Annotated in this window: 26 protein-coding genes, 1 tRNA gene and 2 pseudogenes; 18 read left to right on the top strand and 11 right to left on the bottom strand. The window is 64.3% G+C overall.

What is annotated here, in order from left to right:
• The first annotated feature begins 19 nt into the window (after nucleotides 1-19).
• Nucleotides 20-523 (top strand): 8-oxo-dGTP diphosphatase, encoded by a 504-nt coding sequence (locus ACSBOX_RS13320; protein WP_442542873.1) that lies wholly within the window; start codon nucleotides 20-22, stop codon nucleotides 521-523.
• 74 nt (nucleotides 524-597) lie between these two features.
• Here the strand turns inward: ACSBOX_RS13320 and ACSBOX_RS13315 are convergent, their stop codons facing one another.
• The 6 genes and pseudogenes from ACSBOX_RS13315 to ACSBOX_RS13290 all read right to left on the bottom strand — a co-directional run bounded on the left by ACSBOX_RS13315 (nucleotide 598) and on the right by ACSBOX_RS13290 (nucleotide 7,385).
• Entirely contained in the window at nucleotides 598-1,737 is a 1,140-nt protein-coding gene (locus ACSBOX_RS13315) for a bifunctional 2-methylcitrate synthase/citrate synthase (protein WP_442542872.1), read from the bottom strand.
• Between the two features lie 70 nt (nucleotides 1,738-1,807).
• The gene (gene prpB, locus ACSBOX_RS13310; protein ID WP_442542871.1) at nucleotides 1,808-2,716 is read right to left on the bottom strand and encodes a methylisocitrate lyase; all 909 of its coding nucleotides are present in this window, start codon (nucleotides 2,714-2,716) and stop codon (nucleotides 1,808-1,810) included.
• Nucleotides 2,717-4,237: an MmgE/PrpD family protein gene (locus tag ACSBOX_RS13305; RefSeq protein WP_442542870.1), complete on the bottom strand. Its 1,521-nt coding sequence runs from the start codon at nucleotides 4,235-4,237 to the stop codon at nucleotides 2,717-2,719.
• Nucleotides 4,206-4,887 (bottom strand): annotated as a pseudogene (locus ACSBOX_RS13300) (GntR family transcriptional regulator). Before ACSBOX_RS13300 ends, ACSBOX_RS13305 begins: the two are co-directional and overlap by 32 nt.
• 120 nt (nucleotides 4,888-5,007) lie before the next feature.
• Nucleotides 5,008-5,721: a response regulator gene (locus ACSBOX_RS13295; protein WP_442542869.1), complete on the bottom strand. Its 714-nt coding sequence runs from the start codon at nucleotides 5,719-5,721 to the stop codon at nucleotides 5,008-5,010.
• Nucleotides 5,718-7,385 (bottom strand): ATP-binding protein, encoded by a 1,668-nt coding sequence (locus tag ACSBOX_RS13290; protein WP_442542868.1) that lies wholly within the window; start codon nucleotides 7,383-7,385, stop codon nucleotides 5,718-5,720. Before ACSBOX_RS13290 ends, ACSBOX_RS13295 begins: the two co-directional genes overlap by 4 nt.
• Before the next feature lie 152 nt (nucleotides 7,386-7,537).
• Here ACSBOX_RS13290 and ACSBOX_RS13285 point away from each other — a divergent pair, with 152 nt between their 5' ends.
• The 10 genes and pseudogenes from ACSBOX_RS13285 to ACSBOX_RS13240 all read left to right on the top strand — a co-directional run bounded on the left by ACSBOX_RS13285 (nucleotide 7,538) and on the right by ACSBOX_RS13240 (nucleotide 17,329).
• Nucleotides 7,538-8,863, top strand: a complete 1,326-nt coding sequence (locus ACSBOX_RS13285; protein ID WP_442542867.1) for a cation:dicarboxylate symporter family transporter — start codon at nucleotides 7,538-7,540, stop codon at nucleotides 8,861-8,863.
• Between the two features lie 256 nt (nucleotides 8,864-9,119).
• A complete protein-coding gene (locus tag ACSBOX_RS13280) occupies nucleotides 9,120-10,019 on the top strand; it encodes a ParA family protein (protein ID WP_284751736.1) in 900 nt (299 codons plus the stop codon).
• Between the two features lie 41 nt (nucleotides 10,020-10,060).
• Nucleotides 10,061-10,954, top strand: a complete 894-nt coding sequence (locus tag ACSBOX_RS13275) for a segregation and condensation protein A (protein ID WP_442546029.1) — start codon at nucleotides 10,061-10,063, stop codon at nucleotides 10,952-10,954.
• Nucleotides 10,951-11,616, top strand: a complete 666-nt coding sequence (gene scpB / locus ACSBOX_RS13270) for an SMC-Scp complex subunit ScpB (protein WP_442542866.1) — start codon at nucleotides 10,951-10,953, stop codon at nucleotides 11,614-11,616. Before ACSBOX_RS13275 ends, scpB begins: the two co-directional genes overlap by 4 nt.
• A gap of 159 nt (nucleotides 11,617-11,775) precedes the next feature.
• Complete coding sequence (locus ACSBOX_RS13265) at nucleotides 11,776-13,017, top strand: pseudouridine synthase (protein WP_442542865.1); 1,242 nt, start codon at nucleotides 11,776-11,778, stop codon at nucleotides 13,015-13,017.
• 3 nt (nucleotides 13,018-13,020) lie between these two features.
• Entirely contained in the window at nucleotides 13,021-14,127 is a 1,107-nt protein-coding gene (locus ACSBOX_RS13260) for a prephenate dehydrogenase (protein WP_442542864.1), read from the top strand.
• A complete protein-coding gene (cmk, locus tag ACSBOX_RS13255) occupies nucleotides 14,127-14,840 on the top strand; it encodes a (d)CMP kinase (protein ID WP_442542863.1) in 714 nt (237 codons plus the stop codon). The genes ACSBOX_RS13260 and cmk overlap by 1 nt, the downstream gene beginning before the upstream one ends.
• A gap of 25 nt (nucleotides 14,841-14,865) precedes the next feature.
• Nucleotides 14,866-15,564 (top strand): annotated as a pseudogene (locus tag ACSBOX_RS13250) (lysophospholipid acyltransferase family protein).
• 10 nt (nucleotides 15,565-15,574) lie between these two features.
• Nucleotides 15,575-17,125, top strand: a complete 1,551-nt coding sequence (gene der, locus ACSBOX_RS13245) for a ribosome biogenesis GTPase Der (RefSeq protein ID WP_442542862.1) — start codon at nucleotides 15,575-15,577, stop codon at nucleotides 17,123-17,125.
• Nucleotides 17,126-17,252: 127 nt separating this feature from the next.
• Nucleotides 17,253-17,329 (top strand) — tRNA-Pro (locus ACSBOX_RS13240).
• Nucleotides 17,330-17,601: 272 nt separating this feature from the next.
• Here ACSBOX_RS13240 and ACSBOX_RS13235 read toward each other — a convergent pair.
• Both ACSBOX_RS13235 and ACSBOX_RS13230 read right to left on the bottom strand, forming a co-directional pair.
• On the bottom strand, nucleotides 17,602-17,808 hold the full coding sequence (locus ACSBOX_RS13235) for a transposase-like zinc-binding domain-containing protein (RefSeq protein WP_442542861.1): 207 nt from the start codon (nucleotides 17,806-17,808) through the stop codon (nucleotides 17,602-17,604).
• Nucleotides 17,809-18,396: 588 nt separating this feature from the next.
• Nucleotides 18,397-18,684 (bottom strand): hypothetical protein, encoded by a 288-nt coding sequence (locus ACSBOX_RS13230; RefSeq protein ID WP_442542860.1) that lies wholly within the window; start codon nucleotides 18,682-18,684, stop codon nucleotides 18,397-18,399.
• A 171-nt stretch (nucleotides 18,685-18,855) separates the two neighbouring features.
• On the opposite strand from ACSBOX_RS13230, the gene ACSBOX_RS13225 reads away from it, so the two are divergent.
• Entirely contained in the window at nucleotides 18,856-19,206 is a 351-nt protein-coding gene (locus ACSBOX_RS13225) for a zinc ribbon domain-containing protein YjdM (RefSeq protein WP_442542859.1), read from the top strand.
• An 87-nt stretch (nucleotides 19,207-19,293) separates the two neighbouring features.
• On the opposite strand, the gene ACSBOX_RS13220 is transcribed toward ACSBOX_RS13225, so the two are convergent.
• Nucleotides 19,294-19,740: a MarR family winged helix-turn-helix transcriptional regulator gene (locus ACSBOX_RS13220; protein ID WP_284751744.1), complete on the bottom strand. Its 447-nt coding sequence runs from the start codon at nucleotides 19,738-19,740 to the stop codon at nucleotides 19,294-19,296.
• Nucleotides 19,741-19,911: 171 nt separating this feature from the next.
• Between ACSBOX_RS13220 and ACSBOX_RS13215 the strand changes: the two genes are divergently transcribed.
• Nucleotides 19,912-21,135: an MFS transporter gene (locus ACSBOX_RS13215; RefSeq protein ID WP_442542858.1), complete on the top strand. Its 1,224-nt coding sequence runs from the start codon at nucleotides 19,912-19,914 to the stop codon at nucleotides 21,133-21,135.
• Nucleotides 21,136-21,157: 22 nt separating this feature from the next.
• Here the strand turns inward: ACSBOX_RS13215 and ACSBOX_RS13210 are convergent, their stop codons facing one another.
• Nucleotides 21,158-22,051 carry a DNA-formamidopyrimidine glycosylase family protein gene (locus tag ACSBOX_RS13210; protein WP_442542857.1) on the bottom strand — a complete coding sequence of 298 codons (894 nt, stop codon included), beginning with the start codon at nucleotides 22,049-22,051 and terminating at the stop codon, nucleotides 21,158-21,160.
• Nucleotides 22,052-22,214: 163 nt separating this feature from the next.
• On the opposite strand from ACSBOX_RS13210, the gene gcvH reads away from it, so the two are divergent.
• The 5 genes from gcvH to ACSBOX_RS13185 all read left to right on the top strand — a co-directional run bounded on the left by gcvH (nucleotide 22,215) and on the right by ACSBOX_RS13185 (nucleotide 25,298).
• Nucleotides 22,215-22,601, top strand: coding sequence for a glycine cleavage system protein GcvH (gene gcvH, locus ACSBOX_RS13205; RefSeq protein ID WP_078105597.1), 387 nt, complete (start codon nucleotides 22,215-22,217; stop codon nucleotides 22,599-22,601).
• Nucleotides 22,602-22,742: 141 nt separating this feature from the next.
• Nucleotides 22,743-23,222 carry an FHA domain-containing protein gene (locus tag ACSBOX_RS13200; RefSeq protein ID WP_241710265.1) on the top strand — a complete coding sequence of 160 codons (480 nt, stop codon included), beginning with the start codon at nucleotides 22,743-22,745 and terminating at the stop codon, nucleotides 23,220-23,222.
• 20 nt (nucleotides 23,223-23,242) lie between these two features.
• Nucleotides 23,243-23,959: a transcriptional regulator FtsR gene (gene ftsR / locus ACSBOX_RS13195; RefSeq protein WP_059389162.1), complete on the top strand. Its 717-nt coding sequence runs from the start codon at nucleotides 23,243-23,245 to the stop codon at nucleotides 23,957-23,959.
• Entirely contained in the window at nucleotides 23,959-24,462 is a 504-nt protein-coding gene (locus ACSBOX_RS13190) for a bifunctional nuclease family protein (protein WP_234753890.1), read from the top strand. The genes ftsR and ACSBOX_RS13190 overlap by 1 nt, the downstream gene beginning before the upstream one ends.
• Nucleotides 24,463-24,704: 242 nt before the next feature.
• Nucleotides 24,705-25,298 carry a MerR family transcriptional regulator gene (locus ACSBOX_RS13185; protein WP_078105594.1) on the top strand — a complete coding sequence of 198 codons (594 nt, stop codon included), beginning with the start codon at nucleotides 24,705-24,707 and terminating at the stop codon, nucleotides 25,296-25,298.
• 142 nt (nucleotides 25,299-25,440) lie between these two features.
• Here ACSBOX_RS13185 and ACSBOX_RS13180 read toward each other — a convergent pair whose 3' ends face one another.
• Nucleotides 25,441-26,259 carry a ParA family protein gene (locus ACSBOX_RS13180; protein ID WP_442542856.1) on the bottom strand — a complete coding sequence of 273 codons (819 nt, stop codon included), beginning with the start codon at nucleotides 26,257-26,259 and terminating at the stop codon, nucleotides 25,441-25,443.
• Nucleotides 26,260-26,481 lie beyond the last annotated feature (222 nt).

The following is a 26,481-nucleotide window of genomic DNA, read 5'->3' as shown; positions in this document are numbered from 1 at the left end:
GCAGAGTTAGGCTTGGTCAATGACCGCAGCCCACGTCACCCTGTGCTTCCTGCTCCGCGACGGCGACGCCGGACAGGAGGTGCTCCTGGGCCGGAAAAAGACCGGCTTCGGCACCGGGAAGGTCGTGGGCGTCGGCGGACATGTGGAAGCCGGAGAGACGGCGGCCGAGGCCGTATGCCGGGAAGTCCAGGAGGAGATCTTCGTCCACGTGGAAGAAGAGGACCTCATTCCCGCGGGCACCGTGGATTTCGTCTTCCCCGCCAAGCCTGAGTGGAACATGTTCACCACGGTGTATCTGACCGGGCGATGGACCGGCGAACCCGCCGAAAGCGATGAAATAGCGCCGCAGTGGTACCGGGTGGAGGGACTCCCTGTCGAACAGATGTGGGCCGACGCCGAGCACTGGCTGCCGGCCATGATTTCCGGCCAACGCATCGCCGTTGAAGTCGTGCTTGCTCATGACAATGAAAGCGTCGCCGAAGTCCACACGGCCGAGTGGCTGGATTCGGGAGCCGCGCGCTGACTTCCAGGCAGAACCCAGAACGACGTCGGGCCGGCCCCCTAGGGTGACCGGCCCGACGTCGTACGTTCCGAAAATTACGGCAGGTGCCGTTCGTCCACGCCGTTGTATGCGCTGAGCGGACGGATCAGGGAGTTCGATCCGAGCTGCTCCATGACGTGTGCGGTCCAGCCGGTGATGCGGCTGGCAACGAACAACGGGGTGAAGGTCGGGGTGTCGAAGCCCATGAGGTGGTACGTGGGTCCGGCGGGGTAGTCGAGGTTGGGCTTGATCGCCTTGGCCTCGTCCATGGCCTGCTCGAGGCCGTTGTACAGGCCCAGGATCTCGGGCCGGCCGTAGTGTGCGATCATCTTGTCCAGTGCGGCCTTCATGGTGGGCACCCTGGAGTCGCCGTGCTTGTAGACGCGGTGCCCGAATCCCATGACCTTCTTCTTCTGCGCCAGGGCGTGTTCCATCCAGGTCTTCGCCCGGCCGGCAGCCTCATCGAGGGATTCCTCGGTGCGGATGCCGATTTCCTCGAAGGTGTGCATGACGGCCTCGTTGGCACCGCCGTGCAGCGGGCCCTTGAGGGCACCGATCGCCGCGGTGACCGCGGAGTGGAGATCCGAGAGGGTGGAGGTGACCACACGCGCCGTGAAGGTGGACGCGTTGAAGGAGTGCTCCGCGTAGAGGATCATCGAGACGTTGAACGCCTTCACGACCTCATCCACAGGATCCTCGCCGAAGGTCATCCACAGGAAGTTCGCGGAGTAGCTGAGGTCCTCGCGGGGATCCACGACTCCCTGGCCGCGCCGGCGTCGCTGGTCGTAGGCGACCACAGCGGGCATGGCCGCGAACAAGTCAATTGCCTTGGTCATGTTGGCCTCGGGCGTGGAATCCTCGGCCAGGGGGTGCCGTGCACCGAGCACCGAAGCCGCCGTCCGGCAAACATCCATGGGATGGGCCGTCGTCGGCAGCGTATCGATGACCTGCTTCACTACAGGGTCAAGGGCGCGGCCCGCACGCTCGCGGGCTGTGAATTCTGCGAGCTCCTCCGGCGTGGGCAACTCGCCGTTCCACAGCAGGAAGGCAACTTCTTCGAAGCTGCACTTGGCGGCGAGTTCCTGTACGGGATAGCCGCGGTACAGCAGCGAGTTGGTGTCCGGGTTGACCTTGGAGATCGCGGTGTAGTCAACCACGACGCCGGCCAGGCCCTTCTTGATCTCTTCAGCAGCCATGCTGAACTCCTTCGTTCATCGGCAAGCACTCCGGAATAGCCGGAGCGCCTGCATCCCTTGGTTGATCCAGTTACCGGCTGAGCCCAGGAACCTGGAAGTTGAAAACGCTCGTGTCGAAGTGGTTGTAAGCCTCGTAGTCCACGAGGTCATAGAGCCGCGCACGGGTGAGCATGTTCTCCACCTGCGCCTCCTGCGTTCCTGTGGCCTTGATCGTTTCCAGCGTACGCTCTGCAGCCCCCATGGCAATGCGGAGCAGGGTGACCGGGTAGATCACCATGTTCACGCCGACGCCTTGAAGCTGTTCCACGGTGAATAGCTCGCTCTTGCCGAACTCGGTCATGTTGGCCAGGATCGGCACATCCACTGCATCACGGATGGCTTGGAACTCGCTGAGATCCTTCATGGCTTCCGGGAAGATCGCGTCAGCGCCGGCATCGACGAGCGCCCGGGCGCGTTCCTGCGCTGCCTCGATCCCGTCGACGGCGCGGATGTCGGTCCGGGCCATGATGAGGAAGTTCGGGTCCCGCCGGGCGTCGGCTGCCGCGCGGATGCGCTTCGCGGCGGTGTCGACGTCCACCACATTCTTGCCGTCAAGGTGCCCGCAGCGCTTGGGGTTGAACTGGTCCTCGATGTGGCAACCGGCCAGCCCGGCGTTCTCCAGCTCCTGGATGGTGCGGGCCACGTTCATCGGTTCACCGAATCCGGTGTCCGCGTCCACGAGGCACGGGAGCTCGGTCATGCGGGCGATCTGCCCTGCACGGGTGGCGACCTCGGTGAGGGTCGTGAGCCCGATGTCCGGCAGGCCGAGGTCGTTGGCGAGGACGGCACCGGAGATGTAGACGCCGGCGAAGCCCTTCTCCTCGATCAGCCGTGCCGAGAGCGGGTTGAACGCGCCCGGGAACTGCTGGATGGTCCCTGAGTTCAGCAGCTCCCGCAGGGCGAGCCGCTTCTGCTCAGGGGTGTTCTTGGAATACAGCATCTAGAACAGCCCCTTCGGTGCGGCGGCGAGGTCGATGACGCCGGGAGCGGCAGTGATGTTCAGCTGGTCCAGCTCGCCCGGGCCGAGCTCCGGGAGGCGCTCGACGGCGTCGAGGAACCTTTCGATCTCGGACGCCTCGACCAAACCGGCAGCAAGCGTGCGGAACTTGTTCACGTACTGTTCGCGGGCGAACGGCCGGGCGCCGAGCGGGTGGGCATCGGCCACGGCGATCTCATCCGTGATGACGGTGCCGTCGTTGAGCGTGATGACAACGGTGCCGCCGAAGGCCTTCTCCGCGATGTCGAGGGAGTGGTAGCGGCGGGTCCATTCCGGGTCTTCCACGGTGGTGACCTTGTGCCACAGTTCCACCGTGTCCGGGCGGCTCGCGCGTTCCGGGCTGTAGGAGTCGACGTGGTGCCAGGAACCGTCCTGCAGGGCGACCGTGAAGATGTACGGGATGGAGTGGTCCAGCGTCTCGCGCGAAGCGGTGGGCGAGTACTTCTGGGGGTCATTGGCGCCGGAGCCGATCACGTAGTGGGTGTGGTGGCTCGTCTTGATCAGGACGGACTTCACGTTGGCCGGGTCCGTGGCCTCCGGGTGCTCACCGTGGAGTTTGCGGGCGAGGTCGATCCAGGCCTGGGCCTGGTATTCGGCGGAGTGTTCCTTGGTGTAGGTGTCCAGGATGGCGCGCTTGGCTTCGCCGGCCTCGGGGAGCGGGACCTCGTAGGAGGCATCCGGGCCGTCGAGCATCCAGGCGATGACGCCGTCTTCGCCTTCGTAGATCGGCACGGGGGAGGTCTGGCCGCGCATGGAGCGGTCCACGGCTTCGACGGCCATCTTGCCGGCGAACGCGGGGGCGTGGGCCTTCCAGGTGGAGATCTCGCCCTTGCGGGACTGGCGCGTGGCCGTGGTGGTGTGCAGGGCCTGGCCGACGGACTGGAAGATCGTCTCGACGTCGAGGCCCAGGAGGGTGCCGATGCCAGCGGCGGCAGAGGGGCCGAGGTGCGCGACGTGGTCGATCTTGTGCTTGTGCAAGCAGATGGCCTTGACCAGGTTCACCTGGATTTCGTAGCCCGTGGCGATGCCGCGGATCAGGTCCTTGCCGCCCGCGCCGACGTGCTGCGCCACGGCGAGGATCGGCGGGATGTTGTCGCCCGGGTGGGAGTAGTCCGCGGCCAGGAACGTGTCGTGGTAGTCGAGCTCACGTACCGCGACGCCGTTGGCCCAGGCGGCCCACTCGGGGGAGACCTTGTCGCTGATCCCGAAGACGGACGAGCCCTTGCCGTTGGTGGTGGGCGCGTGGGTCAAGGCCTGGGCCCGGGCGGCGACGATCGGGGCACGGTTAAGGGAGGCAATGGCAACGGAGGCATTGTCGATGATCCGGTTGATGATCATGTCGGTGACCTCGGGAGTCACGTCGACGGAGTCGGTGGCGACGGTGGCGATCTTGTGCGCCAGCTGCTCCTCGCGGGCAAGGTTTTCTTCGCTCTTATAGACGCGGACGTGGTTGTTCTTCACCATGGTGCTCCTTAGTGAGGTGTGTGGGTGGCTTTGACGTGGGAAAGACTGCGGTGGAGATGAAGGGTGGTGGCCGCTTCGGCGAGCCTGGGGTTGCCTGCCGCGATGGCTTCGGCGATCGTGGCGTGCTCGGCCGCGGCGGCATGGAGGCGTTCGGCGTCGTCGGCTGCGAGGCGGCGGACCCGTACGAGGTGGACGCGCAGGCTGCGCATGGCCTGGGCGAGGTAGGAATTGGAGATGGCTTCGTCGATCGCGTCGTCGAGCCTTCCCACGAGGGCGTAATAGTCGTGCCGTGCGGGATCGCTGTCGTTGAGCATCTCCGGGGCCCGGAGGAGCTCGGTGTGCAGCTGCTCGAACACCGCACGTTCACCCCGCTCGGCGGCGAGGGCAGCGGCTTTGCCTTCCAGGGTTTCGCGCAGCTCGAACAGTTCGTCGATGTCGTCCAGCGAGATGTCGGTGACGACGACGCCGCGGCCGCCTGCCGCCGTCGTCAGCCCTTCCGCGCTGAGCCGGCTCAGCGCCTCCCGGACGGGCGTGCGGGACACGCCCAATCGTTCGGATTGTTCCACTTCCGCGAGGACCGTTCCGGGTGCCAGGCGCCATTCAATGATGTCTTCGCGCAGGGCCGCATAGGCTTTGTCGCTGGCACGCATGGACCCTCCTTCACTGGGTGGACGTCCTCAGTGTATACACAAACGGCGATCAAGCCTAGCTTTTCTGGAGAATACTCGCCAGATGATCGATTTGTGTATACATCTATCGTGAATTGCGGACTAACTTCGGTTCCAGCGGTACTCGTTCTCCGGCCGTCCCGGAGTGCCGTACCGGGCATTCCGCGTGACCATTCCGGCGTCGGCCAGGTACTCGAGATAGCGGCGCACGGTGACCCGGGACATCCCCAGGGCGACGGTTGCCTCGCTCGCGGACACCGGCCGGCCAAGGCTCGCGAGGAGGTCTTTGACGGACTCCAGGCTATGGGCGGAAAGGCCCTTGGGCAGTGGGACTTCGGAGGGTGCGCGGAGACTCGCAAATGCCTGGTCCACATCGCTTTGGGACGCACCGCTCGGCCGCGCGCCCGACGCCGGTGCGGCGAGTTGCTCGCGGAAGGCGCGGTAACTGGCAAGCTTGTCCGCGAACGTCGCGAACGTGAACGGCTTGATGAGGTACTGCACCACGCCGATCGACACCGCGCTGCGGACAATGTTCACTTCCCTGACGGCGGTGATCGCGATGATGTCCGCAAGCAGTCCCGAAGCACGCATCCGGCGGGCAACGTCCAGTCCGTGAAGATCCGGCAGGTTCATGTCCAGCAGGACGAGGTCCACCGGCTGCCCGGCAACAGCGAACTCGTTGAGCAACCGCAGGGCCGATTGTCCGTCAGGGGCCGTTCCCGCAACGGTGAAGCCGTCGATTCGGCCGACGTAGACGCCATGGGCATCGGCGGCGATGGGTTCGTCCTCGACAACGAGGACGCGGATTTCGGTCATTCGGCTTCTTTCCTGGAGTCCGGCGCGGGGAGCGCTACGCGGAAGAACGCACCGCCCAAGGCGCTCGTGGAGTCGCTGATGGACAGCGTACCGCCCAGCCGCTGCACCGCTTGGCGAACCAAGGCCAGCCCCACGCCGCGCGAAGGGGCTCCGGCTTGCCCGCCTTGTCCGACGCCGGCCGCTTTCGTGCTGTATCCGTACTGCCAGACGTCGTCCACGATGCCCGGATCGATCCCGTGGCCGGAATCGACCACCGTGAACGTGGTTCCTTCGGGGCCCGACTCGATGCCCAGTTCCACTTTGCGGGGCGGGGGAGCGGCAGCCGCGGCGTCGAGCGCGTTGTCCAGCAGGTTGCCCAAAATCGTCACGAGGTCCTGGACAGCCAGGCCCTGGAGGCCGTCCCCGCCCGTCACCGTGACCGTGAGCTCCGCCCCGCGTTCGTGCGCCTCGGCGGACTTCCCCATGATGAGCGCACTCAGGACAGGTTCGTCCACCGATGCCACGAGGTGGTCGGTCAGCTGTTGACTCAATTCAAGGTCCTTGGTGGCAAACTCCAGGGCGTCGGTGGTCCGTCCGAGTTCCATGAGGGACACGATGGTGTGCAGCCGGTTGGCATGTTCGTGTGTCTGGGCCCGCAAGGCGTCGGACAGGGTCTTCATGGTTTCGAGTTCGCTGCCCAGGGACTCGATTTCCGTCCTGTCCCGGAGCGTGGCCACGGTCCCGAACACGGCCGGTCGCTGCCGGCCCCTCATTCCCGGGGGTCCCACGGCGGGCGCCTGGTTCACCACCAGGATCCGGGACCCTGTCAGGTGGATTTCGTCGTGCGCTGTCCGGCCGGACTCGAAGAGCCCATGGAGGCTGGGCTCGAGGGGCAGGTCCGCGAGGCGCGGAGCGGCTCCCGCGCCGGGATCGACGTCGGAGCGCTCTAGTCCCAGCAGCTCCGCGGCCTGGTCGTTGTACATGACCACGCGGCCTCCAGTGTCGATCAGGACCACGCCTTCGCGGACCGAATGCAGTACCGACTCGTAGTAGGCGAACAATTGCGCCAATTGCTCCGGTCCCCAGCCACGGGTGACCGAACGCAGGTAGCGGCCCAACAACCAGGAGGCCAGCGAGCCTCCGGCGAGCATGGCCAGGGAGAAGGCGATGATCGTCGTGAGCCGGGCTGAGACCGCGACGTCCACCGTCCGCACCGTCACACCCGCTGCCACCAGGGCCCGGACCTTCCCGGAGGAATCCTCCACGGGAACGATGGTGCGGACGGACGGGCCGAGCGTACCGGCGGTGACCTCGGTGAAGGTCTGGCCGTGGAGGGCGGGGTCGATGGTGCCGATGTAGGGTTTGCCGATTTCGTCGGGGTTCGCATGGGTCCAGCGCGTCCGGTCCGGGGCCATGATGGTGATGAAGTCGGTATGGGCGTTGGCCATGACCACCTGGGCGTAAGGCTGCAGGGCGGCGGAAGGGTTCGGTGTGCCGGCGGCCTGAAGGACGAGGGGGTTGGCTGCGATCGCCGCGGCCACAGCCTGCATGCGCTGGCCGGCGTCGTTGTAGGCCCGGTCCCGGGCGTCCACGAAGGCCACCGTTCCCACGATCGCGGTGAGCGCCAGGATGAACAGCAGATTTGCCACGAAGAGTCTCCGGGCAATGCTCCAGCGTCGGATCACGTGCTCCTTTCCACGGGCCATCCTGTGACCAATATGAACGCAACAGTGATACATGTCACGCCGCGCCTAATGATGGGTATCACAGCAGAGCGACGCAGGGACATTTTGCAGGGACCACGGCGCTTTCCAGAGTATCTATAAGGAGCAAAGCCATGACCTCTCAAAGAGGAGAGATTGCACCCGCGAAGGCCGGGCGCAAGGGGCTGGACAAGTCGCATTACCTTTACATCGCCGTGATCGCCGCAGTTGTGCTGGGCGCCGTCGTCGGCCTGCTTTTCCCCGAAGTGGGCAAATCACTCAAGCCTTTGGGTGACGGATTCATCAAGCTCATCAAGATGATGATCGCCCCCGTCATCTTCTGCACCATCGTCCTGGGCATCGGGTCGATCGCCAAGGCGGCCACCGTCGGCAAGGTCGGCGGCCTCGCACTCATCTACTTCCTGGTGATGTCCACCTTCGCGCTCGCCATTGGTTTGGTGGTCGGCAACATCATCCACCCGGGCGAGGGACTGAAGCTGATCCCTTACAACCCCAATGCGCCTGCTTCTTCGAACAGCACCGCCGACTTCCTGCTGGGCATCATCCCCGGAGACATTCCCGTGCTGCCGACGCTCCTGGTTGCCATCCTGGTGGGCTTCGCGCTGCAGCGCATGGGCTCCCAGGGCCAACCGGTACTCAAAGCCATCCAGCATGGACAGGCGCTCGTCTTCCGCATCCTCATCATGATCATGTGGCTGGCGCCCGTCGGTGCCTTCGGCGCGATCGCCGCGGTAGTCGGCGCCACCGGAGTGAAAGCCATCTTCGGCATGCTCACCCTGATGGTCGCTTTCTACATCACCTGCGCGCTGTTCATCGTGGTGATACTCGGCAGCTTGCTGCGGGTTGTTGCCGGCGTCAGCATCTTCCAGCTGATGAAGTACCTGGCCCGCGAGTACCTGCTCATCTTCTCCACCTCATCCTCCGAAGCGGCGCTGCCCAGGCTCATCGCCAAGATGGAGCACCTCGGCGTTTCCAAGCCGGTTGTCGGTGTCACGGTGCCTACCGGCTACTCCTTCAACCTGGATGGAACCGCCATCTACCTGACCATGGCATCGCTGTTCGTCGCCAACGCCATGGGCATTCCGCTCGACTTGGGCGCCCAGGTATCGTTGCTGGTCTTCATGATCATTGCCTCCAAGGGAGCGGCAGGCGTTTCCGGTGCCGGCCTGGCCACCCTCGCAGCCGGCCTGCAGGCACACCGGCCCGAACTCCTGGGCGGCGTCGGGATGATCGTCGGGATCGACCGCTTCATGTCCGAAGCACGCGCCCTGACCAACTTCACGGGCAACGCGGTGGCCACCGTGCTGATCGGTACCTGGGTCAAGGAAATCGACCGCACGCAGGTCACCAACGTCCTGTCCGGTGCGACGCCCTTCGACGAGCTGACCATGATCAGCCACCACGCCGAAGCCGAGGTGAAAGAGCCGGTAGCCGCATAGTCCGGCACACTGTTTGGAGCATCCACGCAGGCAAGGCAGGAACCCGTCCGGGGACCTGCCTTGCCTGCGTTTTACCGGCACGTTTTGTTGCAGACGGACCCAACCTTCTACCTCAGCTAGAAGGTCAAGGCTCAAACTGCGGGCAATGTCAAGTTCCGCAGAATGCCGTGTCGGGCGCTGTAGCCTAGGTGGGGAGCAGTGCTGGTGCTGGAGACAGCCGCAGGAAATGACCGTCGTGGAGAGAGTGGATAGATACGTGAGCAGCGAACGGGGAACGACTACGCTGGAGGGCACGGATTTCGATCTGGAAGACGCCGTCATGGGGCCCACGGGCCGCCCGTACCGCGACTTCCCCGAGCCCGCGCCGCTGGCCTCCCATGGCCCGGCCCGCGTCATTGCCATGGTCAACCAGAAGGGTGGCGTGGGCAAAACCACGTCGACCATCAACCTCGCCGCCGCGCTCGCGGAATTCGGCCGGCGCGTCCTGCTGGTCGACTTCGACCCGCAGGGAGCTCTTTCCGCAGGCCTGGGGGCGAACCCGCACGAACTCGACCTCACCGTCTACAACGTCCTGATGGACCGCAAGGTGGACATCCGCGACGCCATCCAGAAGACCGGCGTCGAAGGCATCGACCTCCTCCCGGCCAACATCGACCTCTCCGCCGCCGAGGTCCAGCTCGTCAACGAGGTAGCCCGCGAGCAAGTGCTCGACCGCGCGCTCAAGAGCGTCGAGGACGACTACGACGTGGTGCTCATCGACTGCCAGCCGTCCTTGGGCCTCCTGACGGTCAATGCCTTGACCGCTGCGCACGGCGTCATCATCCCCCTGATCTGCGAATTCTTCGCCCTCCGCGCGGTGGCACTGCTCGTCGAAACGATCGAAAAGGTCCAGGACCGCTTGAACCCGCGCCTGCAGGTGGACGGCGTGCTCGCCACGATGTACGACGCGCGCACCCTGCACAGCCGCGAAGTCATTTCGAGGCTCGTGGAGGCGTTCGGGGACAAGGTCTTCGAGACCGTCATCAAGCGTTCCATCAAGTTCGCCGACGCCACGGTCGCCGCGGAGCCCATCACCAGCTACGCCGGAAACCACATCGGTGCCGACGCCTACCGCCGCCTGGCCAAGGAACTGATTTCGCGCGGCGGCGCACCCTAGCCAGCGTGGCAGAGCCACTCACCGCCGAAGCCGCGACCGTCCTGGCGGGCGACGCGCCGCCGTCGTACCCTCCTGAAAGCAACGCGGACGACGCCGGAGCCCCGCCTTCCGGACGGAAGGCCGGCTTCGAAGTCAGGCTGGCGAACTTCACCGGGCCCTTCGATCTGCTGCTCGGCTTGATCTCCAAGCACAAGCTGGATATCACGGAGGTTGCGCTGGCCACCGTCACGGATGAATTCATTAAATACATCCGGCGCCTGCAGGAACTGGGGGAGGACTGGGCCCTGGACGAGGCCAGCGAATTCCTGGTCATCGCCGCAACGCTCCTGGACCTCAAAGCCGCGAGGCTCCTGCCGGCCGGCGAAGTCGAAGATGCCGAGGACATTGCCTTGCTGGAGGCCCGGGATCTCCTCTTCGCCAGGCTGTTGCAGTACAAGGCCTTCAAGCAGGTGGCGGCGATCATGTCCGGCACCCTGGAATCGGAAGCCCGGCGCTTCCCGCGGCAGGTCGCGTTGGAAGGGCATTTCGCGGCGATGCTGCCGGAGTTGATCTGGCGCCACACACCCGAACAGTTCGCCGCGCTGGCGGCCAAGACGCTGGCACCCAAGGACAACACCCCCGAGGAAGTCGGGCTCGACCACCTTCACGGAACACCCGTCAGCGTCAAGGAACAAGCCGAGATCATCGGGTACCGCCTGCAGAGGGGCCAGACCCAATCATTCAGGGCACTGATCGCCGACGCCGAGTCGACGCTCGTTGTCGTGGTCCGGTTCCTGGCGCTCCTCGAGCTGTTCCGCGATCGTGTGGTGGCGTTTGATCAACCGGGTCCGCTCGCTGAACTGACAGTCCGCTGGACAGGGCGCCCCGAAGGGTGGAGCAGCGACAATTTGAGCGACGAGTACGAGCAGATCGACCAAGGAGAGGAACCGCTGTGAGCGAGCAAGATACAGGCGGGGACGGCCTCGCCGAGCTTGAAGCCTTGCCGGGCGGGGCCCGGGCCGCACTCGAAGCCGTCCTGATGGTCATCGACCAACCGGCCACCGCGGAAGAGCTCGCCGCCGGGCTCAACGTGACGGTCGCCGTCGTCGAGGATTTGCTGGAGGGACTGCGGCAGGAGTATAGCGGCTATACTGTTAAAGCCCCGGGCGGGGACGCTGATGACTTGCACACTGATGCAAGTGCCAGCGCTGCACCCCGGGGTTTTGAGTTGCGGAACGTTGCCGGAGGGTGGCGGATCTATTCACGCGCGGATTTTGCCGATGTCGTGGGCAGGTTCGTTCTCGAAGGCCAGACCGCGCGGCTGACGCAGGCAGCCCTTGAAACCATGGCGGTCATCGCGTACCGGCAGCCGGTTTCCAGGGCCAGGGTGTCTGCCATTCGCGGCGTCAATGTCGATTCAGTCGTCCGGACACTTGTCCAACGCGGGCTGATCGAGGACTCGGGTACCGATCCTGAATCGGGGGCCATCCTTTACAGGACCACCTCGTACTTCCTCGAGCGCATGGGCATTGGCTCGGTGGCGGAGTTGCCTCAATTGTCCCCCCACCTTCCGGGGCTGGAGGGCATCGAGGAGTTCTTCGACGCCGAACGCATGTAATCGCGGGAACCCGCGGCCGCAGGCAGCAGAACAACTCAATTTTGCAAGGATCTACAAACGCCCGGCTAGTAGCGGGCAGACACACAGGACAGATATTCTCTGTCCGGCTGGCTTACGTTGAGAAAGAACAAGCCGGCCACCATAACAAAAGGACGGGTCATGACACAGGCGGGACGCCAGGGTTCACCACGTAATAGTTCGGGACGAAACAATTCCGGACGCAACGAGTCGCAAGACTCAGGCCGCAACAATGCAGGCCGCAGCAGCGCAGGAGGCAGCGGCTTCGGTGCCGGCCGGGGTGGCGCAAGCCGTGCCGGTGGCGCCTCCGGAGGCAGCAAGCGCAGCTTCTCCCCGGGCGGAGAACGCCCCTTCAAGCCCACGCGTCCGCGTGAAGAGCGCCCCTTCGACCCGGACAACCCCACGTCGGCCGGAGGTTACGAGCGCCGTGAAGAGGCGAGGCCGGCCAAGGCCCCCCGCAAGCCTGGCTCCAACAAGCCCGGCTTCGGCAAGGCTCCGGGCACGCCGGGCGCATTGAAGCCCAAAGCCAGCAACAAGAAGCAGTACGCTTCCCGCGCCTTCGGCAGTGAGCGCTTCGGCCAGAACCTTGGCCCGATCCGCAAGCCCCGCGGCCGCCGCGGCGAGGTGGCCCAGTCCGAGCAGCACGACGCCGATGGCGTACGCCTGCAGAAGGTCATGGCCCAGGCGGGCGTGGCTTCCCGCCGCGTCTGCGAGGAAATGATCGAGGAAGGCCGCGTCGAGGTCAACGGCCAGCTCACCACCGAGCTGGGCATGCGCGTGGACCCCACGTCCGCCGTGATCCACGTCGACGGCATCCGCATCCAGCTCGATGACACCATGCTCTACATGGTGTTCAACAAGCCCAAGGGCGTCGTTTCCACCATGGAAGATCCCGAAGGCCGTCCCTGCATCAGCGACTTCCTCAAGTCCGCCAAGAACAAGGGCGAGCGTCTCTTCCACGTCGGACGTCTCGACGTCGCCACCGAGGGCCTGCTGCTGCTGACCAACGACGGCGAACTCGCCAACCGCTTGACGCACCCCTCCTACGAGGTGCCCAAGACGTACCTGGTCCAGGTCCGTGGCCCGTTCCCGCAGGGCGTCGGCGCGAAGTTGAAGGAAGGCATCGAGCTCGAAGACGGCATCGCGTCGGTCGACTCCTTCAAGCTGGTGGACTCCACTCCGGGCCACGTCCTGATCGAGGTTGTGCTGCACTCCGGTAAGAACCGTATTGTCCGCCGTCTCTTCGAAGCCGTCGGGTTCCCCGTGCTGCGCCTCGTGCGCGTCAAGATCGGTCCCATCGGCCTGGGCGACCAGCGCCAAGGGAGCATCCGCAACCTCGGCAAGCAGGAAGTCGGACACCTCCTGGCCTCCGTAGGACTGTAAGGCATGTCGGCATTCCACTCGCACGGCCGGGGCCACCTTGACGGCCCGGTGGTCGTTTTCGGCACCGGCCTGCTCGGAGCCAGCATCGGTCTCGGCCTGCGTGGCCGGGGTGTCTCCGTGTTCCTTTCGGACCCGTCGCCAACCAACCAGGCCGTGGCCGTGGATATCGGTGCGGGCAGGCCTCTGTCCGAGCTTGCGAACCCGCCCCAGCTCGTTGTCGTCGCGGCGCCACCGGACGTGACGGCCGACGTCGTCGAGCGTGCCCTGGGTGAATACCCGGAGGCCGTTGTGGTGGATATTGCCAGCGTCAAGCTGGCGATCCAGGTCGAGCTCCGGGGCCGTGGAGTGGACATGTCCCGTTATGTCGGGACGCACCCGATGGCGGGGCGCGAGAAGTCGGGGCCCGTCGCTGCCCGCGGCGAGCTCTTCACGTCCATGCCCTGGGTCCTTTGCCCGTCCGAGGAGACCAGCGCCGACGCGCTTCAGACTGCGCGTTCCCTGGCCGGGGACCTGGGGGCAATAGTTTCCCAGTTCACGGCCGAGGACCACGATGAAGCCGTTGCGCTGGTATCGCATTTGCCCCAGGTGATGTCTTCGCTTCTGGCCAGCCGCCTGCAGGGGACACCGCTCCACGCGCTGTCCCTGGCAGGCAACGGATTGCGGGACACCACGAGGATTGCTGCCAGCGATCCCACCCTCTGGGTGCAGATCCTTGGCAACAACGCCGCGAAGATGGTGGATATCCTTCATGGTGTCCGCGAGGACCTCAACCGCTTGATCGGTACCCTGGAGGATCCCACGGCACCCGGCGCCCGGCTGGACCTTGCCCAGCTCATCAGCGAGGGCAACGCCGGGCAGGCCAGGATCCCGGGAAAGCACGGCGGACCCCCGCAGGCATATTCATGGCTTACAGTTCTGGTAGACGACCGGCCCGGGCAGATCGCCAGGCTGTTGACGGAGATCGGTGAGATCGGCGTCAACGTTGAAGACCTCCGCCTGGATCACTCGTCCGGGCAGAACGTTGGCATGGTGGAACTCTCCGTCATGCCCAACAAGCATGACCTCCTTGTTGAAGCCTTGACCGACCGTGGATGGCGGGTACTCCAGTAATGAGACGTGAACTTTTCGGCCCGGAGACCGTAGTTCGTCCGGGCAAGCCGCTTGTCGTCGCCATCGACGGCCCGTCCGGATCCGGCAAGTCCAGCGTGAGCAAGGAAGTTGCCCGGCGCTTGAAGCTCGCCTATCTCGACACGGGGGCCATGTACCGTGCGTTGACCTGGTACTGCCTCAAGACGGGGATCGACCTCAGCGACGGCGCCGCCGTCGAGCAGGCCTCAAAGGACCTGCCGCTGGAACTCAGCACCAGCGCCAACGCCGAATACGTCAGCGTTGCCGGCGTGGACATCACGGAGGAAATCCGTGAGCCGAGGATCTCATCGTCGGTCAGCGCAGTGGCGACCACCCTGGGCGCCCGCAACGAATTGATTCGCCGCCAGCGCCAGCTGATCGAACAGCACCACCGCCGCATGGTGGTGGAGGGACGGGACATCACTACCGTCGTCGCGCCCTCTGCGGAGGTCCGTATGCTGCTGACCGCCAGCGAGGAAGCGCGGCTGCGGCGACGCGGCCTCCAGTTGGGCGGAACGCAGAGCCACGAGCAGCTCGCCGCCCAAGTGATCCACCGCGATGCCAAGGACTCCACTGTGGTGAACTTCACGCAGGCGGCCGACGGCGTCGTCACCTTGGATTCCTCGGAATTGGACTTCGAACAAACGGTCGAAACGGCGCTGAGCATTGTAGGCAAGGTCATTTACGGTGACTGAAGCCCGGCTCCCGGCACGCTGGACCATGATCTGGAGCCGGCCTGTTGGCTGGCTGTTGGACCATGTCCTGTACCGGACCGCGATTACGGGACGCTCCAATGTTCCAAAATCCGGCCCGGTCATTTTCGCGGGCAACCACATCAGCTTCCTGGACGGGCCGGTGATGTTCGGCGCGGCTCCACGGCCCATGCACATCCTGGTCAAGAAAGAGATGTTCAAGGGTTTCCTGGGAAAAGTGCTTCGTGCCTCGGGACAGATTTCCATCGACCGCACCGGCGACCGCTCGGCGCTCCAGCTCGGAAAGAAAGTGCTCGACGCCGGCCGTTGCGTGGGGATTCTCCCCGAAGGAACGCGGGGGAGCGGCACCGCCGGCAACATCAGCAACGGCGTCGCATGGCTCGCGCTGATGACCGGAGCCACAGTGATACCCGTGGCCATCCTCGGAACGCGGATCGGAGACGAACACCGTGATTACATTCCGAAGTTGCGCCGCCAGCTGCAGGTCAGTTTCGGAGCCCCCTTCAATGTGACCCGCAGAAATGGCGAGTCGGGGCGTGTTTCAATGGACAGGGCGGCCGCGGAGATCCGCGCTGCGCTGGCTGGACACGTCCAGGATGCCGTCAAGACCACCGGTCAGTCCCTTCCGAGGGACTAATGCGCCGGCCCACAGCCAATGCAGCACCGCCAAGAAGAAGTAGCCGGGACGCCGGCAGATCACCACTAAGGAAAGTGCAATGAGCGATACGACTCACAAATCCGGCAACATCGGAGCCGGCGACGACGAATACACGCCCACCGGCACCGACCAGGTGGCTGAAAACCTCGCCGCCCTGGACGACGACGAAGCCGAACTCCGCGCGGCCTCCCTCCGGGCAGGCCTGGAAGACTACGACCTCGACGAGGACGACGCAGCCCTGCTGAGCGGACTCTACGACGACGAAGGCGAAGACGGCCCCCTCAAGCTTGACCCGGTCCTGGCCATCATCGGCCGCCCCAACGTCGGCAAGTCCACGCTGGTGAACCGCATCCTCGGCCGCCGCGAGGCCGTCGTCGAGGACACCCCGGGCGTTACCCGTGACCGTGTCATGTACTCGGCTCACTGGAACGGCCGCAACTTCACGCTGGTGGACACCGGTGGCTGGGAGCACGATGCCAGGGGCATCCACGCCCGGGTCGCCGAGCAGGCCGAGATGGCCGTGGAACTCGCTGACGCCGTGCTCTTCGTGGTGGACTCCGCCGTTGGCGCCACCGCCACGGACGAGGGTGTCATGAAGATGCTGCGCAAGTCCAAGAAGCCGGTCATCATGGTGGCCAACAAGGTCGATGACTTTGCGCAGGAAGCCGACTCGGCAACGCTTTGGGGCCTTGGCTTCGGCGAGCCGTATCCGGTGTCCGCGCTGCACGGCCGCGGCGTTGCCGATCTCCTGGACCACGTCATGGACACCCTGCCGGAGTTCTCCACGGTGGAAGGCGTCGAGCGCTCCGGCGGTCCCCGCCGCATTGCCCTCATCGGCCGCCCGAACGTCGGCAAGTCCTCCTTGCTGAACAAGCTGGCCGGCTCCGAGCGCGTCGTCGTTGATCCCCTCGCCGGGACCACCCGCGACCCCGTGGACGAGTTCATCGAACTCGGTGGCCGCACCTGGCGCTTCGTGGATACCGCAGGCATCCGTCGCCGCCAGCACATGGCACAGGGCGCGGACTTTTACGCTTCCCTGCGTACGCAGTCCGCGCTCGAAAAGGCGGAGGTCGCCGTCGTGCTCCTGGCCGTCGACGAGGTGCTCAGCGAGCAGGACGTCCGCATCCTGCAGCTCGCCATCGAGTCCGGTCGCGCGCTGGTGCTCGCGTTCAACAAGTGGGACCTGCTCGACGACGAACGCCGCCGCTACCTTGAGCGTGAAATCGAGCAGGACCTGGCACACGTTGAGTGGGCTCCGCGCGTCAACATCTCCGCCAAGACCGGCTGGCATAAGGACCGTCTGGTGCCCGCTCTGGACCTCGCCTTGGAGAGCTGGGACAAGCGCATCCCCACGGGTCGCCTCAACGCGTTCCTGGGCGAGCTCGTGGCTGCCCACCCGCACCCGGTCCGCGGCGGCAAGCAGCCCCGCATCCTGTTCGGCACCCAGGCATCCAGCCGTCCGCCGAAGTTCGTGCTGTTCACCACGGGCTTCCTGGACCCCGGATACCGCCGGTTCATCACCCGCCGGCTGCGCGAAACCTTCGGCTTCGACGGCACGCCGATCGAGGTCAACATGCGCGTCCGTGAAAAGCGCGGCAAGAAGCGTTAATTGAGACGCGCATCACAGATGACACCCACCAAGGTGTCATTGAGAACCTCGAACATCGTGTAAGCTTTTTGAGGTGGTTCGGCCGGACTGCTTAGGTGAAAACCTAGGCGGAGAACGGCAGGACTGACGGGCTGTAGCGCAGCTTGGTAGCGCACTTGACTGGGGGTCAAGGGGTCGCAGGTTCAAATCCTGTCAGCCCGACCAATGAAAGCCGTGGGAACTCTAGAGTTCCCACGGCTTTTGCGTTTAAGCGTTGATGTTGCCTCGCCAATGCGGCGGATTCTGCCGTCCGGATGGGGTCGTCAGTGCCCGGATGTCGGATTCTGCTCAATCATTCGAATGGATAAATTCCGTGTCCGCGGAATCACAGGGCCGGCAACGTCGGCGAAGCGAGTGATCCAGCAGAATCCGACGGTGTCCGTAGATCGTCGAACCAGCTTCGCTTACCGGAGCTAGTTGCCAGGCGGGAACGTGCGTCAACGGAATGACTGGGCCGTGCCGAACGAAGCAATCCTCGCCTGGCCGGAGGTGCCCAGCCACCAGCCAAGGAACACTTCCAGTTCAGCGCGCCCGCTGACATCCGGGCGTTCACGCGAGCGGCTCGGCCCGCATTTCAGACACTGGTAACGCTGCATGCCGGCGGCCGTTCTCCCGTTCCGTACCAGGGCCTGACCACAGATCAAACATTGCAGAAGTATGCAAGCCCCCAGTCACACGAAGCTCCGAAAGCTTAGCTACCCCGGAATTCGCCCGCCCGCACTGGGAAGCGAGCCCCTCCCATGTCGGATTCTGCTGTCCGGATGGGGCCGTCTGCGCACGGATGTCGGATTCTGCTCAATCACTAGAATGGATCAATTCCGTGTCCGCGGAATCACAGGGACGGCAACTTCGGCGAAGAGAGTGATCCAGCAGAATCCGACGCCGCCCCCGTGATTCCCGCCCGACCTGAACGCGCCGTCCTGACCTTGTTTGAAGGTCCAGAGGGTTGAAACGACGTGACTCGCCGTGTCGAAAGCGATTTCCCAAACCAAAGAAGGTCAGGACGGCGCATGCATCGAGGTGCGTGCGATTCTGCTGGATCACCGGTTCTGGCAAGTCCCGCAACCCCGGAATCACGCAGTGAGAACGTTTGAGGGGCGGCATGATCCGGCAGAATCCGGTGGTCTCCGAGGAAGGCGTACTCATTTCCAAGGCCATGAGGACAGCTCTGAAGCCGATTAACTCAAAGTACCCGGGAATCCACTGGTTCGGGAGCGTTCCATAGAGAAGCATCAGTTCGGCCCTGCCAGGCGCCGGATACCTACGAAAAGAATCAGCGTCAGGTAGATCCAGGCAGAAGAGAAGATGCTCAGCCCGGCCTGTTGGCTTGCCGCTAAATGCAAGGGTTCGGCGAGAATTGTCGACATTGCACGCGCCACCAGCCCAGGTAGGGCGCAGACTGTCATCAGTGCGAAAAGCCTGGGCGAGCGAAGGTATATGCCGACGAGCAGCCATCCGAGGGCGAGCCCCCATAGCGGCAATTGCACGGGTCGCACACCACCTTTCGATTTCTTGGCCATCAGCAATCTATGGCCGACATATGGCGTCTCAGTGGCCAATCCCAAGAATTAAGTGGTCTGTAGTTCCTGTCTACGTGTTCAATTCCGCGAGATCCCGGGATTCTCCCCGGGCGTCTCCGTGTGCCAAGGCCGCCGTCTACGTGTTGGAACGGCCCCAACTATCATTGGACGGTGAGCGAAACACTTCCCCCTTGCCCCGAATGCGCCAGCGAATACACCTACGAGATGGGTGCCTTGCTGGTCTGTCCTGAGTGCGCGCACGAATGGTCGCCGGCCGCGTCTGATGAAGCGGAAACTGAGTCAGCGGAGATCAAGGACGCCGTGGGAAATGTCCTTGCAGACGGGGACACTGTCACGGTGATCAAGGACCTCAAGGTCAAGGGGAGCGCAACAGCGATCAAGGTCGGAACCAAGGTCCGCAACATCCGCCTCGTGAACGGCGTGGGGGAGCACGACATCGACTGCAAGGTGGACGGCTTCGGGCCCATGCAGCTCAAGTCCAGCGTCGTCAAAAAGGTGTAACGCGCCGTCGCACGCGGCCCAACGGCACGCCTCGCCACGCGCCCCAACGCGCCGCCGCAACCCGCGCCCCGCCCCGCGAAAGAAACCTCAAGCCCCCTGCAGCGCCCCCAACGCCTTGACTAGGGGCTCAAGCTCCGGCACCGATTCTGCGGCCGCCAGCGATTCCGCGAGGGTTTCGTCGTGCACCGGCCGGGCCGCCAGCAAGAGCTTCTGGCCGGCCTCGGTAAGCTCCGTGTAAATGCCGCGGCGGTCGTCGGCGCACAGGATCCTGGTCAGCAGTGCACGGTCTTCGAGTCGGTTCACCAAGCGCGTCGTCGCGCTGCTGGACAGGGCCGTCGCCCTCGCGAGTTGCTGCATGCGCATGTGCCAGCCGTCCTGGCGGCTCAATGCGTCAAGCACGGTGTACTCGACCACTGAAAGATCAGCGGCGGACTGCAACGCCTTCTCCAGGGCTGCCTCGATGTTGCCGTGTAGCGCCGCGAGAGTCCGCCACCCCTGCGCGCGTACCTCAACGGCGTCGTCCTTGATGCCCATGTCTGCCGAAACTCCTGCCGATTGATGAAGAACCAGACGCACGCAAAGTAGTTGCTTGCGCAATTACATGGCGTGTGCAACTATATATGCAGCGTCTGCAACTAATATTCTACGGTTCTCGGCGGCGCACTTCCACTCTCACGGGAATCATCCCCACAAAGGAGCAACAACATGCCCGCAGGGTTGATCGCCCTTGCCCTAGGCGGATTCGGCATTGGCTTGACCGAGTTCGTCATCATGGGCCTCTTGCCCGAGATTGCCACGGACTTCGGAGTCAGCGAAGCGGCCGCCGGCTGGTTCATCACCGGCTATGCGCTGAGCGTCGTTGTCGGCGCCCTCCTGGTGACAGCGGCAGTCACCCGCTTGCCGCGCAAGCCCGTGCTGATCGGGCTCCTCGTCCTGTTCATCGCCGGCAATTTCCTCTCCGCCATCGCGGACAGCTACCAGGCAATGCTGATCGGACGCGTTGTCGCAGCGCTCTGCCATGGAGCCTTCTTCGGCATCGGCTCAGTGGTCGCAGCCGGCCTGGTCCCGGCCCATAAAAAGGCCGGCGCCATTGCCATCATGTTCACGGGCCTCACCGCCGCCAACGTGCTGGGCGTGCCCTTCGGAACCTTCCTTGGCCAGAACCTCGGTTGGCGGTCCACCTTCTGGGCCATCACGATCATCGGCGTCCTCGCCCTTATCGGCATCGCCCTCATGGTCCCGCGCACCGAAGAAGGGGCAGCCGCCAGCAGCCTCCGCAGCGAGCTCGGCGCGTTCAAGTCCGGCCAGGTCTGGCTGTCGATTATCGTCACAATTCTCGGATTCGGCGGCATGTTCGGTGCCTTCACCTACATTGCCTTCACCCTGACCGACGTCTCCGGGTTTGATCCCCGCGCCGTCCCGTGGCTCCTGGTCCTGTTTGGCGCCGGGCTGTTCGTCGGCAATATCGCCGGCGGCAAAGCGGCCGACAAGTCCATCGACAAAACCCTCACTGTCATCCTCGCGGGCCTGGTGGTGGTGCTCGTGTTCTTCGGACTCACCGCCGCGAGCCCGGTGGCCACCCTGTTCTCGCTGGCACTCATGGGCGGCTTCGGCTTCGCCACCGTTCCGGGACTGCAGATGCGCGTCATGCACTTTGCCGCCACCGCACCCACCCTCGCCTCCGGTGCGAATATCGGCGCCTTCAACCTGGGCAACGCACTCGGCGCCTGGCTGGGCGGCGTCACCATCACCATGGGACTGGGCTACACCTCGCCGATCTGGGCCGGTGCCGCCATCACCGTAGCAGCCCTGCTCGTCATGATCGCGGCCGCGGCGGCTGCGCGCCGTGGGGGAGCGGCGCAGTCCGTTTCCGCACAGCAAGCAGCCCCCGACGTCGTACGCGAACCTGAGGAGGCACCGGTCGCCTAAGCGAAAAGCGGGTCCCTGAGGATCAGTTGTCGCCCGAGCCGCGTTTGGCGAGGATCTCGCCGTCGGTCTGGCACGTGGGGCAATACTGCAAGGAGGTCCCCACGAAGGCAACTTCACGCACCGTGTCCCCGCAGACCGGGCAAGTCTCGCCGGTCCGGCCGTGCACGCGCATCGAGTCTTTCTTTGCCGCCTTCAGCTCTTCTGGCTTCTTGCCCGAGAACCCCTTGATGGCACCCGTGAGAATGTCCTGCATTGCGGTGAAGAGACGCTTCACGGCGTCCGGGTCCAACGAAGAAGCGTGAGCAACGGGAGAGAGCTTCGCCGCATGGAGGATTTCGTCACTGTAGGCGTTCCCGATACCCGCCATAAGCTTTTGGTTCTTCAGGATTCCCTTGATCTGCTGCCTGTGCGTAAAAAGCCGGCTGAACTCGTCCAGGCCGAAACCGGGGTCAAGGGGATCCGGCCCCAGTTCCGCAATGCCGTGGACTTCCGCCGGCTCGCGAACGATGAAGAGGGCCAATCCCTTCCAGGTTCCGGTGTCGGCAAGCGTGATGCCAAAGTCGCTGCCATCGTTCGAAAAGTCCAATTGCGCCGCGAAATATCCACCCACGGCAGTTGATTCGCTACCGGGCTGTTTGTCCGAGAAGGTGAGCCAGCCGGACTTCGCGAAACTGACGATCAAGTACAGGGGCTCTGCCGAGTCTCCGCTGTCCGGAGCCTCGGGAGCGATCTCGACAACGATGAATTTGCCCCGCCGTCCGACGGATTCGACAGTCCGCCCGACCAGGGATTCGTGGGGAACATCCGCTACTTTCAGGGGGAACGCCGATGGTAGCAGCACCTGCGTGAGCTGAGCCCCGGCCAGCTTCTCGTCCAGAAAGTCGCCCAGGGCAGTGATTTCGGGCAGTTCCGGCATGATCGCGCTCCTTCGACTGCGTTGCGGGAATATGCGTCTCGAGTCTGCTTCCAATCATTCCAGACACCTGTGGGGAGGGGGCATGGATGTGCTTATACTTTCAGCGGTGGCCGGATGACCGGGCCGCCGTCGTGGTCCGAAATGTCCCGATGAAAGGCGACTCATGAGCAACATTCCTGCCGATCTTTCCTACACCGCCGAACATGAATGGGTCAGTGCCCCGAATGCAGACGGCGTTGTGCGCGTCGGCATCACGGACTTCGCCCAGGATGCCCTCGGCGATGTCGTCTACGCCCAGCTTCCCGAGCCCGGCACCACGGTGAAGGGCAACGACGTCGTGGGTGAAGTGGAATCCACGAAGAGCGTGAGCGACATATATGCCCCGGTCAGCGGCGAAATTGTCTCCCGCAACGAGGCTCTCGACACCGACTCTGCCCTGATCAACTCGGATCCCTACGGTGACGGCTGGCTGTTCGAAGTAAAGCTTTCGGAAGCTGACGCCATCGAGACCCTTCTCAGTGCATCAGAGTACGAACAACAGGTAGGCTAAATGGTATCTGGCCCGCCAAGTCGGTTCTCCCCGGAACAGGGGAGCGACGGCGGCGGGCCAGCGACCTGTTTGGCCCGGGGGAACCGGGCAGTTGCGTAACCGGCAGTTGGTGACAACGGCCGGCGGATGAGGAGGAATTCCATGGTTGGCGGTAAGCGGAACCACGCCCGGGACGAGCACGGTGCTGTAGGACAGCCAACCTCGGAGACCACCTCGATCCAGCTCACCCCGGTGCGCCATCACGAGCCGGATGATCGCCCGCCCCTGGCAGCCGAAGAACGCGCCGCGGTGCAGGCATTGCCTCCTGGCTCGGCCTTGCTCATTGCCCACACCGGCCCCAATGCTGGTGCGCGTTTCCTCCTGGACTCGGACACCACCACCGCCGGCCGACACCCGGATGCGGACATCTTCCTGGATGACGTGACGGTTTCGCGCAAGCACGTGGAGTTCGTACGCACCCCCGAGGGCTTCGAAGTCGTCGACACCGGCAGCCTCAACGGCACCTACGTCAACCAGGACCGGGTAGACAACGTGCTGCTCAAGAACGGCAGCGAGGTTCAGATCGGTAAGTTCCGCCTCACCTACTACCTGAGCCCTGCCCGCGCAGCAGGCCAAGACTGATTCCGGGTACGCCTGTGGCACTGCCCCAGCCGGAACGGCGAGGACCGCAGGTCCTCAACATCGGAGAGGTCCTCGCGCAGCTCAGCGACGACTTTCCTACCATGACGGCGTCCAAGATCCGTTTTCTTGAGGAAAAGGGACTGATCAATCCGAAGCGTACGCCCGCCGGGTATCGGCAATACGCCGAGAGCGACGTCGAACGCCTGCGCTTCGTGCTGGCCCTCCAGCGTGACCAGTACCTGCCCCTCAAAGTCATCAAGGACTACCTCGACGCGATCGACCGTGGAGAGCGCCCCGAAAACCTCCCGCCGGGGGTGTCGGTTTCCCCCCGGATTGTCTCCGACGAGCTCGCGGCCGAGCTGCAGGGCCGCGCACGCGCCCTGAGCGAGGAACAGCTGCGGACGGAATCCGGCGCCAGCGTTCCGCTCCTGCAGTCACTCCTCAGCTATGGGCTCATCAGCCACGTCAACGGCAAATTCGACGAACACGCCCTCCAGGTGGCGCGCGCGTGTGTCCAACTTGAAAGCCACGGACTTGAACCGCGGCACCTCCGTCCCTTCCAGGCGGCAGCCGAGCGCGAGTTCGGCTTGGTGGAGCGGGTTGTCGCTCCCTTGACGTCCCGCAAGGATGCGGCATCGCAATCCCGGGCTGCTGAAGCCGCCCGGGAAATCAGCGAACTCTGCCTCAGCCTGCATCGAGCTTTGGTGCAGGACCGTATCTCCCGTATGGACGCATGATGATTGAGGTCGAGATCGTTGGAGTGCGGATTGAACTGCCTTCAAACCAGCCCTTGGTCCTCTTGCGTGAGATGCACGGGGAACGCCATGTTCCCATCTGGATCGGCACACCCGAAGCCAGCGCCATCGCCCTGGCTCAACAAGGCGTGGTCCCGCCCCGCCCCATGACCCACGATTTGATGATCGACGTCGTGGAGGCGCTCGGCCACACGATCATCAGCGTCAACATCGTGGCAGTCGAGGACAACATCTTCTACGGCCAGCTCCAGTTCGACGACGGCACGGTGGTGAGTTCGCGCGCTTCCGACGCGCTGGCGCTTGCGTTGCGGGCGAAATGCCGTATCTGGTGCGCCGACGCCGTGATGGATGAAGCCGGCGTCAGGATCACCGAACACGACGAAGGCGAAGACACTGAACCGGGTCCCGAGGTCGACGAAGAGCGGGAATTGCGCCGCTTCCGGGAGTTCCTGGACGATGTGGAGCCAGAGGATTTCGAAGGCTGAAGGCAGCCTAAGGTTAAAGTTGAGGATGAAAGTTTCGACACGATCCGAAAAGGGCCCGGACGTCTTTGACCTGAGGCCCCGGCACGCCTAACGTCGAAGATATCAAGTTCCCGTTGCGTACAGGACCCGCGCAGGTCACACTGAAAGGTGCGGACGCGTTGAAATTACACGAGTGCATTTCCCTTTTTCGTGTTGCCCCCGTATGCACCATCCCCAAGGGAACTTCTGACAAGGAGGGTCACGTGAGTCCCAAAGGCGAAGCAGGCGAGCTAAAGCAGGCCTCGACAGGCGTTGCTGTACCCGCAAGCGGTGCCCAGGGTCTGCTTTTCACCGAGGACCTTCCGGTCCTGGACGAAGATGCCGGCTACCGTGGCCCCACCGCGTGCAAGGCGGCAGGGATCACCTACCGTCAGCTGGACTACTGGGCACGTACTGGACTTGTTGAACCCGCAGTGCGGGGCGCCGCCGGTTCCGGATCGCAGCGGCTCTATGGCTTCCGGGACATCCTGGTACTCAAGGTCGTCAAGCGCCTCCTGGATACAGGTGTGTCGCTTCAGCAGATCCGTACGGCCGTTGAACATTTGCGCGAACGCGGAGTGGAAGACCTGGCGCAGATCACGCTCATGAGCGATGGCGCGAGCGTCTATGAATGTACTTCCGCGGACGAAGTCATTGACCTGGTGCAGGGTGGCCAGGGCGTATTCGGCATCGCGGTAGGCCGTGTGTGGCGCGAAGTCGAGGGCAGCCTTGCCGCCCTTCCGAGCGAGCACGCCGCAGAACAGTCCTTTCCGGACGACGAACTCAGCAAGCGCCGCTCCGCGCGCCGGACAGGCTGAACCGCCGTCGGGATTGCCGCCAGAGGCCACAGAAGATTCCACCGAAGACCAATGAAGCCGCCTTCCAACAGGAAGGCGGCTTCATGGCTTTTCTCGACGATCGTTTTTCTCGAAAGGGCGGCTTCTGCCCCGAGGACTCCCGTCAGCGTTTGCGGCGTTCCCGCGTGCCGTTGTGGGAGGACAACATGTTCCCCAGAAGCGTGTCGAACAGCTTGGCGGTGTTCTTGGCGGAGTCGCCCGGCCAGTGGTGGACTGCGTGGGCGGCCCCTTGGATTTGCTGCCAGTTGGCCTGCTCCGGAATGTGCGGTGCCAGCAAGAGCTCGCCGAACATCGATTCCATCTCGGCGAGGCGGAAGGTGTGCTCTGACGAGGCGGGCCGGACGCGGTTGGCAACGATCCCTGCCGGAGCCAGCTGGGGAGCGAACTCCTGGCGGAACAGTTGGATGGCGCGCATGGTGCGTTCCGTGCCGGCTACCGAGAAGAGCCCCGGCTCGGCGACAAGGACCACGCGGTCACTCGCGGTCCAGGCCATGCGGGTGAGGCCGTTCAGGGACGGCGGACAGTCCACGAGCACCAGCTCGTACTTTTCGGCCGCGGCAAGGACTGCAGTCAAGCGGCGGAGATCGCGGCGCCCAAGGTCCGGCCGATCGTAGATTCCGGTGTAGGCGGATCCGACGGCGACATCAAGGGCTGTCCCTCCGCCATTGCCGCGGGGGTGGTCGACCCAGCCGCTGCTGACCACGTTGTCCAAGAGCCTCGCCTTGCGGGGGTTCTTCAGCATGCGGCCAATGTCGAGTTGGTCGCCGGCCTGGACGCCGAGGGCCGTGGTGGCGTCGGCGTGGGGATCCAGGTCCACGACAAGGGTGGGGATCCCTGCGGCCAATGCGGCCGAGGCTAGCCCAGTGGTTACGGATGTCTTGCCCACGCCGCCTTTGAGGCTGCTGATGCTGACTACTTGCACTTGAAAACCCAAAACCTAACGCCGGTTGCCGTGTCGCGGTGCTTGTGTTCCGGCCTTGCCGGAACCGGGGCTCTGCCGCTGCCCTTCAACATCATATGTTGAGTGGCCGCTGTTTCCTGCCTTATCGGCCCGGAACGGCTTCGGCCGCCCGAAGTCGATCGCCTCTTAGCATGTGAAACTGCATCGTGCGCGAAGGTACACTGCTCGTGACGAATTCCCGTG

The organism is Arthrobacter sp. KN11-1C, from assembly GCF_052180225.1.
In the GTDB taxonomy this organism is placed as follows: Bacteria; Actinomycetota; Actinomycetes; order Actinomycetales; family Micrococcaceae; genus Arthrobacter.
Note: the sequence above shows the minus strand (reverse complement) of the source record. Positions and strands in the feature narration are given on the sequence as shown.

Bases quoted from the DNA above. Each gene is read 5' to 3' on its own strand.
- ACSBOX_RS13320 (WP_442542873.1), top strand. From the start codon at position 20: ATGACCGCAGCCCACGTCACCCTGTGCTTCCTGCTCCGCGACGGCGAC.
- ACSBOX_RS13315 (WP_442542872.1), bottom strand. From the start codon at position 1,737: ATGGCTGCTGAAGAGATCAAGAAGGGCCTGGCCGGCGTCGTGGTTGAC.
- prpB (WP_442542871.1), bottom strand. From the start codon at position 2,716: ATGCTGTATTCCAAGAACACCCCTGAGCAGAAGCGGCTCGCCCTGCGG.
- ACSBOX_RS13305 (WP_442542870.1), bottom strand. From the start codon at position 4,237: ATGGTGAAGAACAACCACGTCCGCGTCTATAAGAGCGAAGAAAACCTT.
- ACSBOX_RS13295 (WP_442542869.1), bottom strand. From the start codon at position 5,721: ATGACCGAAATCCGCGTCCTCGTTGTCGAGGACGAACCCATCGCCGCC.
- ACSBOX_RS13285 (WP_442542867.1), top strand. From the start codon at position 7,538: ATGACCTCTCAAAGAGGAGAGATTGCACCCGCGAAGGCCGGGCGCAAG.
- ACSBOX_RS13265 (WP_442542865.1), top strand. From the start codon at position 11,776: ATGACACAGGCGGGACGCCAGGGTTCACCACGTAATAGTTCGGGACGA.
- ACSBOX_RS13260 (WP_442542864.1), top strand. From the start codon at position 13,021: ATGTCGGCATTCCACTCGCACGGCCGGGGCCACCTTGACGGCCCGGTG.
- cmk (WP_442542863.1), top strand. From the start codon at position 14,127: ATGAGACGTGAACTTTTCGGCCCGGAGACCGTAGTTCGTCCGGGCAAG.
- der (WP_442542862.1), top strand. From the start codon at position 15,575: ATGAGCGATACGACTCACAAATCCGGCAACATCGGAGCCGGCGACGAC.
- ACSBOX_RS13230 (WP_442542860.1), bottom strand. From the start codon at position 18,684: ATGGCCAAGAAATCGAAAGGTGGTGTGCGACCCGTGCAATTGCCGCTA.
- ACSBOX_RS13220 (WP_284751744.1), bottom strand. From the start codon at position 19,740: ATGGGCATCAAGGACGACGCCGTTGAGGTACGCGCGCAGGGGTGGCGG.
- ACSBOX_RS13215 (WP_442542858.1), top strand. From the start codon at position 19,912: ATGCCCGCAGGGTTGATCGCCCTTGCCCTAGGCGGATTCGGCATTGGC.
- ACSBOX_RS13210 (WP_442542857.1), bottom strand. From the start codon at position 22,051: ATGCCGGAACTGCCCGAAATCACTGCCCTGGGCGACTTTCTGGACGAG.
- gcvH (WP_078105597.1), top strand. From the start codon at position 22,215: ATGAGCAACATTCCTGCCGATCTTTCCTACACCGCCGAACATGAATGG.
- ACSBOX_RS13200 (WP_241710265.1), top strand. From the start codon at position 22,743: ATGGTTGGCGGTAAGCGGAACCACGCCCGGGACGAGCACGGTGCTGTA.
- ACSBOX_RS13190 (WP_234753890.1), top strand. From the start codon at position 23,959: ATGATTGAGGTCGAGATCGTTGGAGTGCGGATTGAACTGCCTTCAAAC.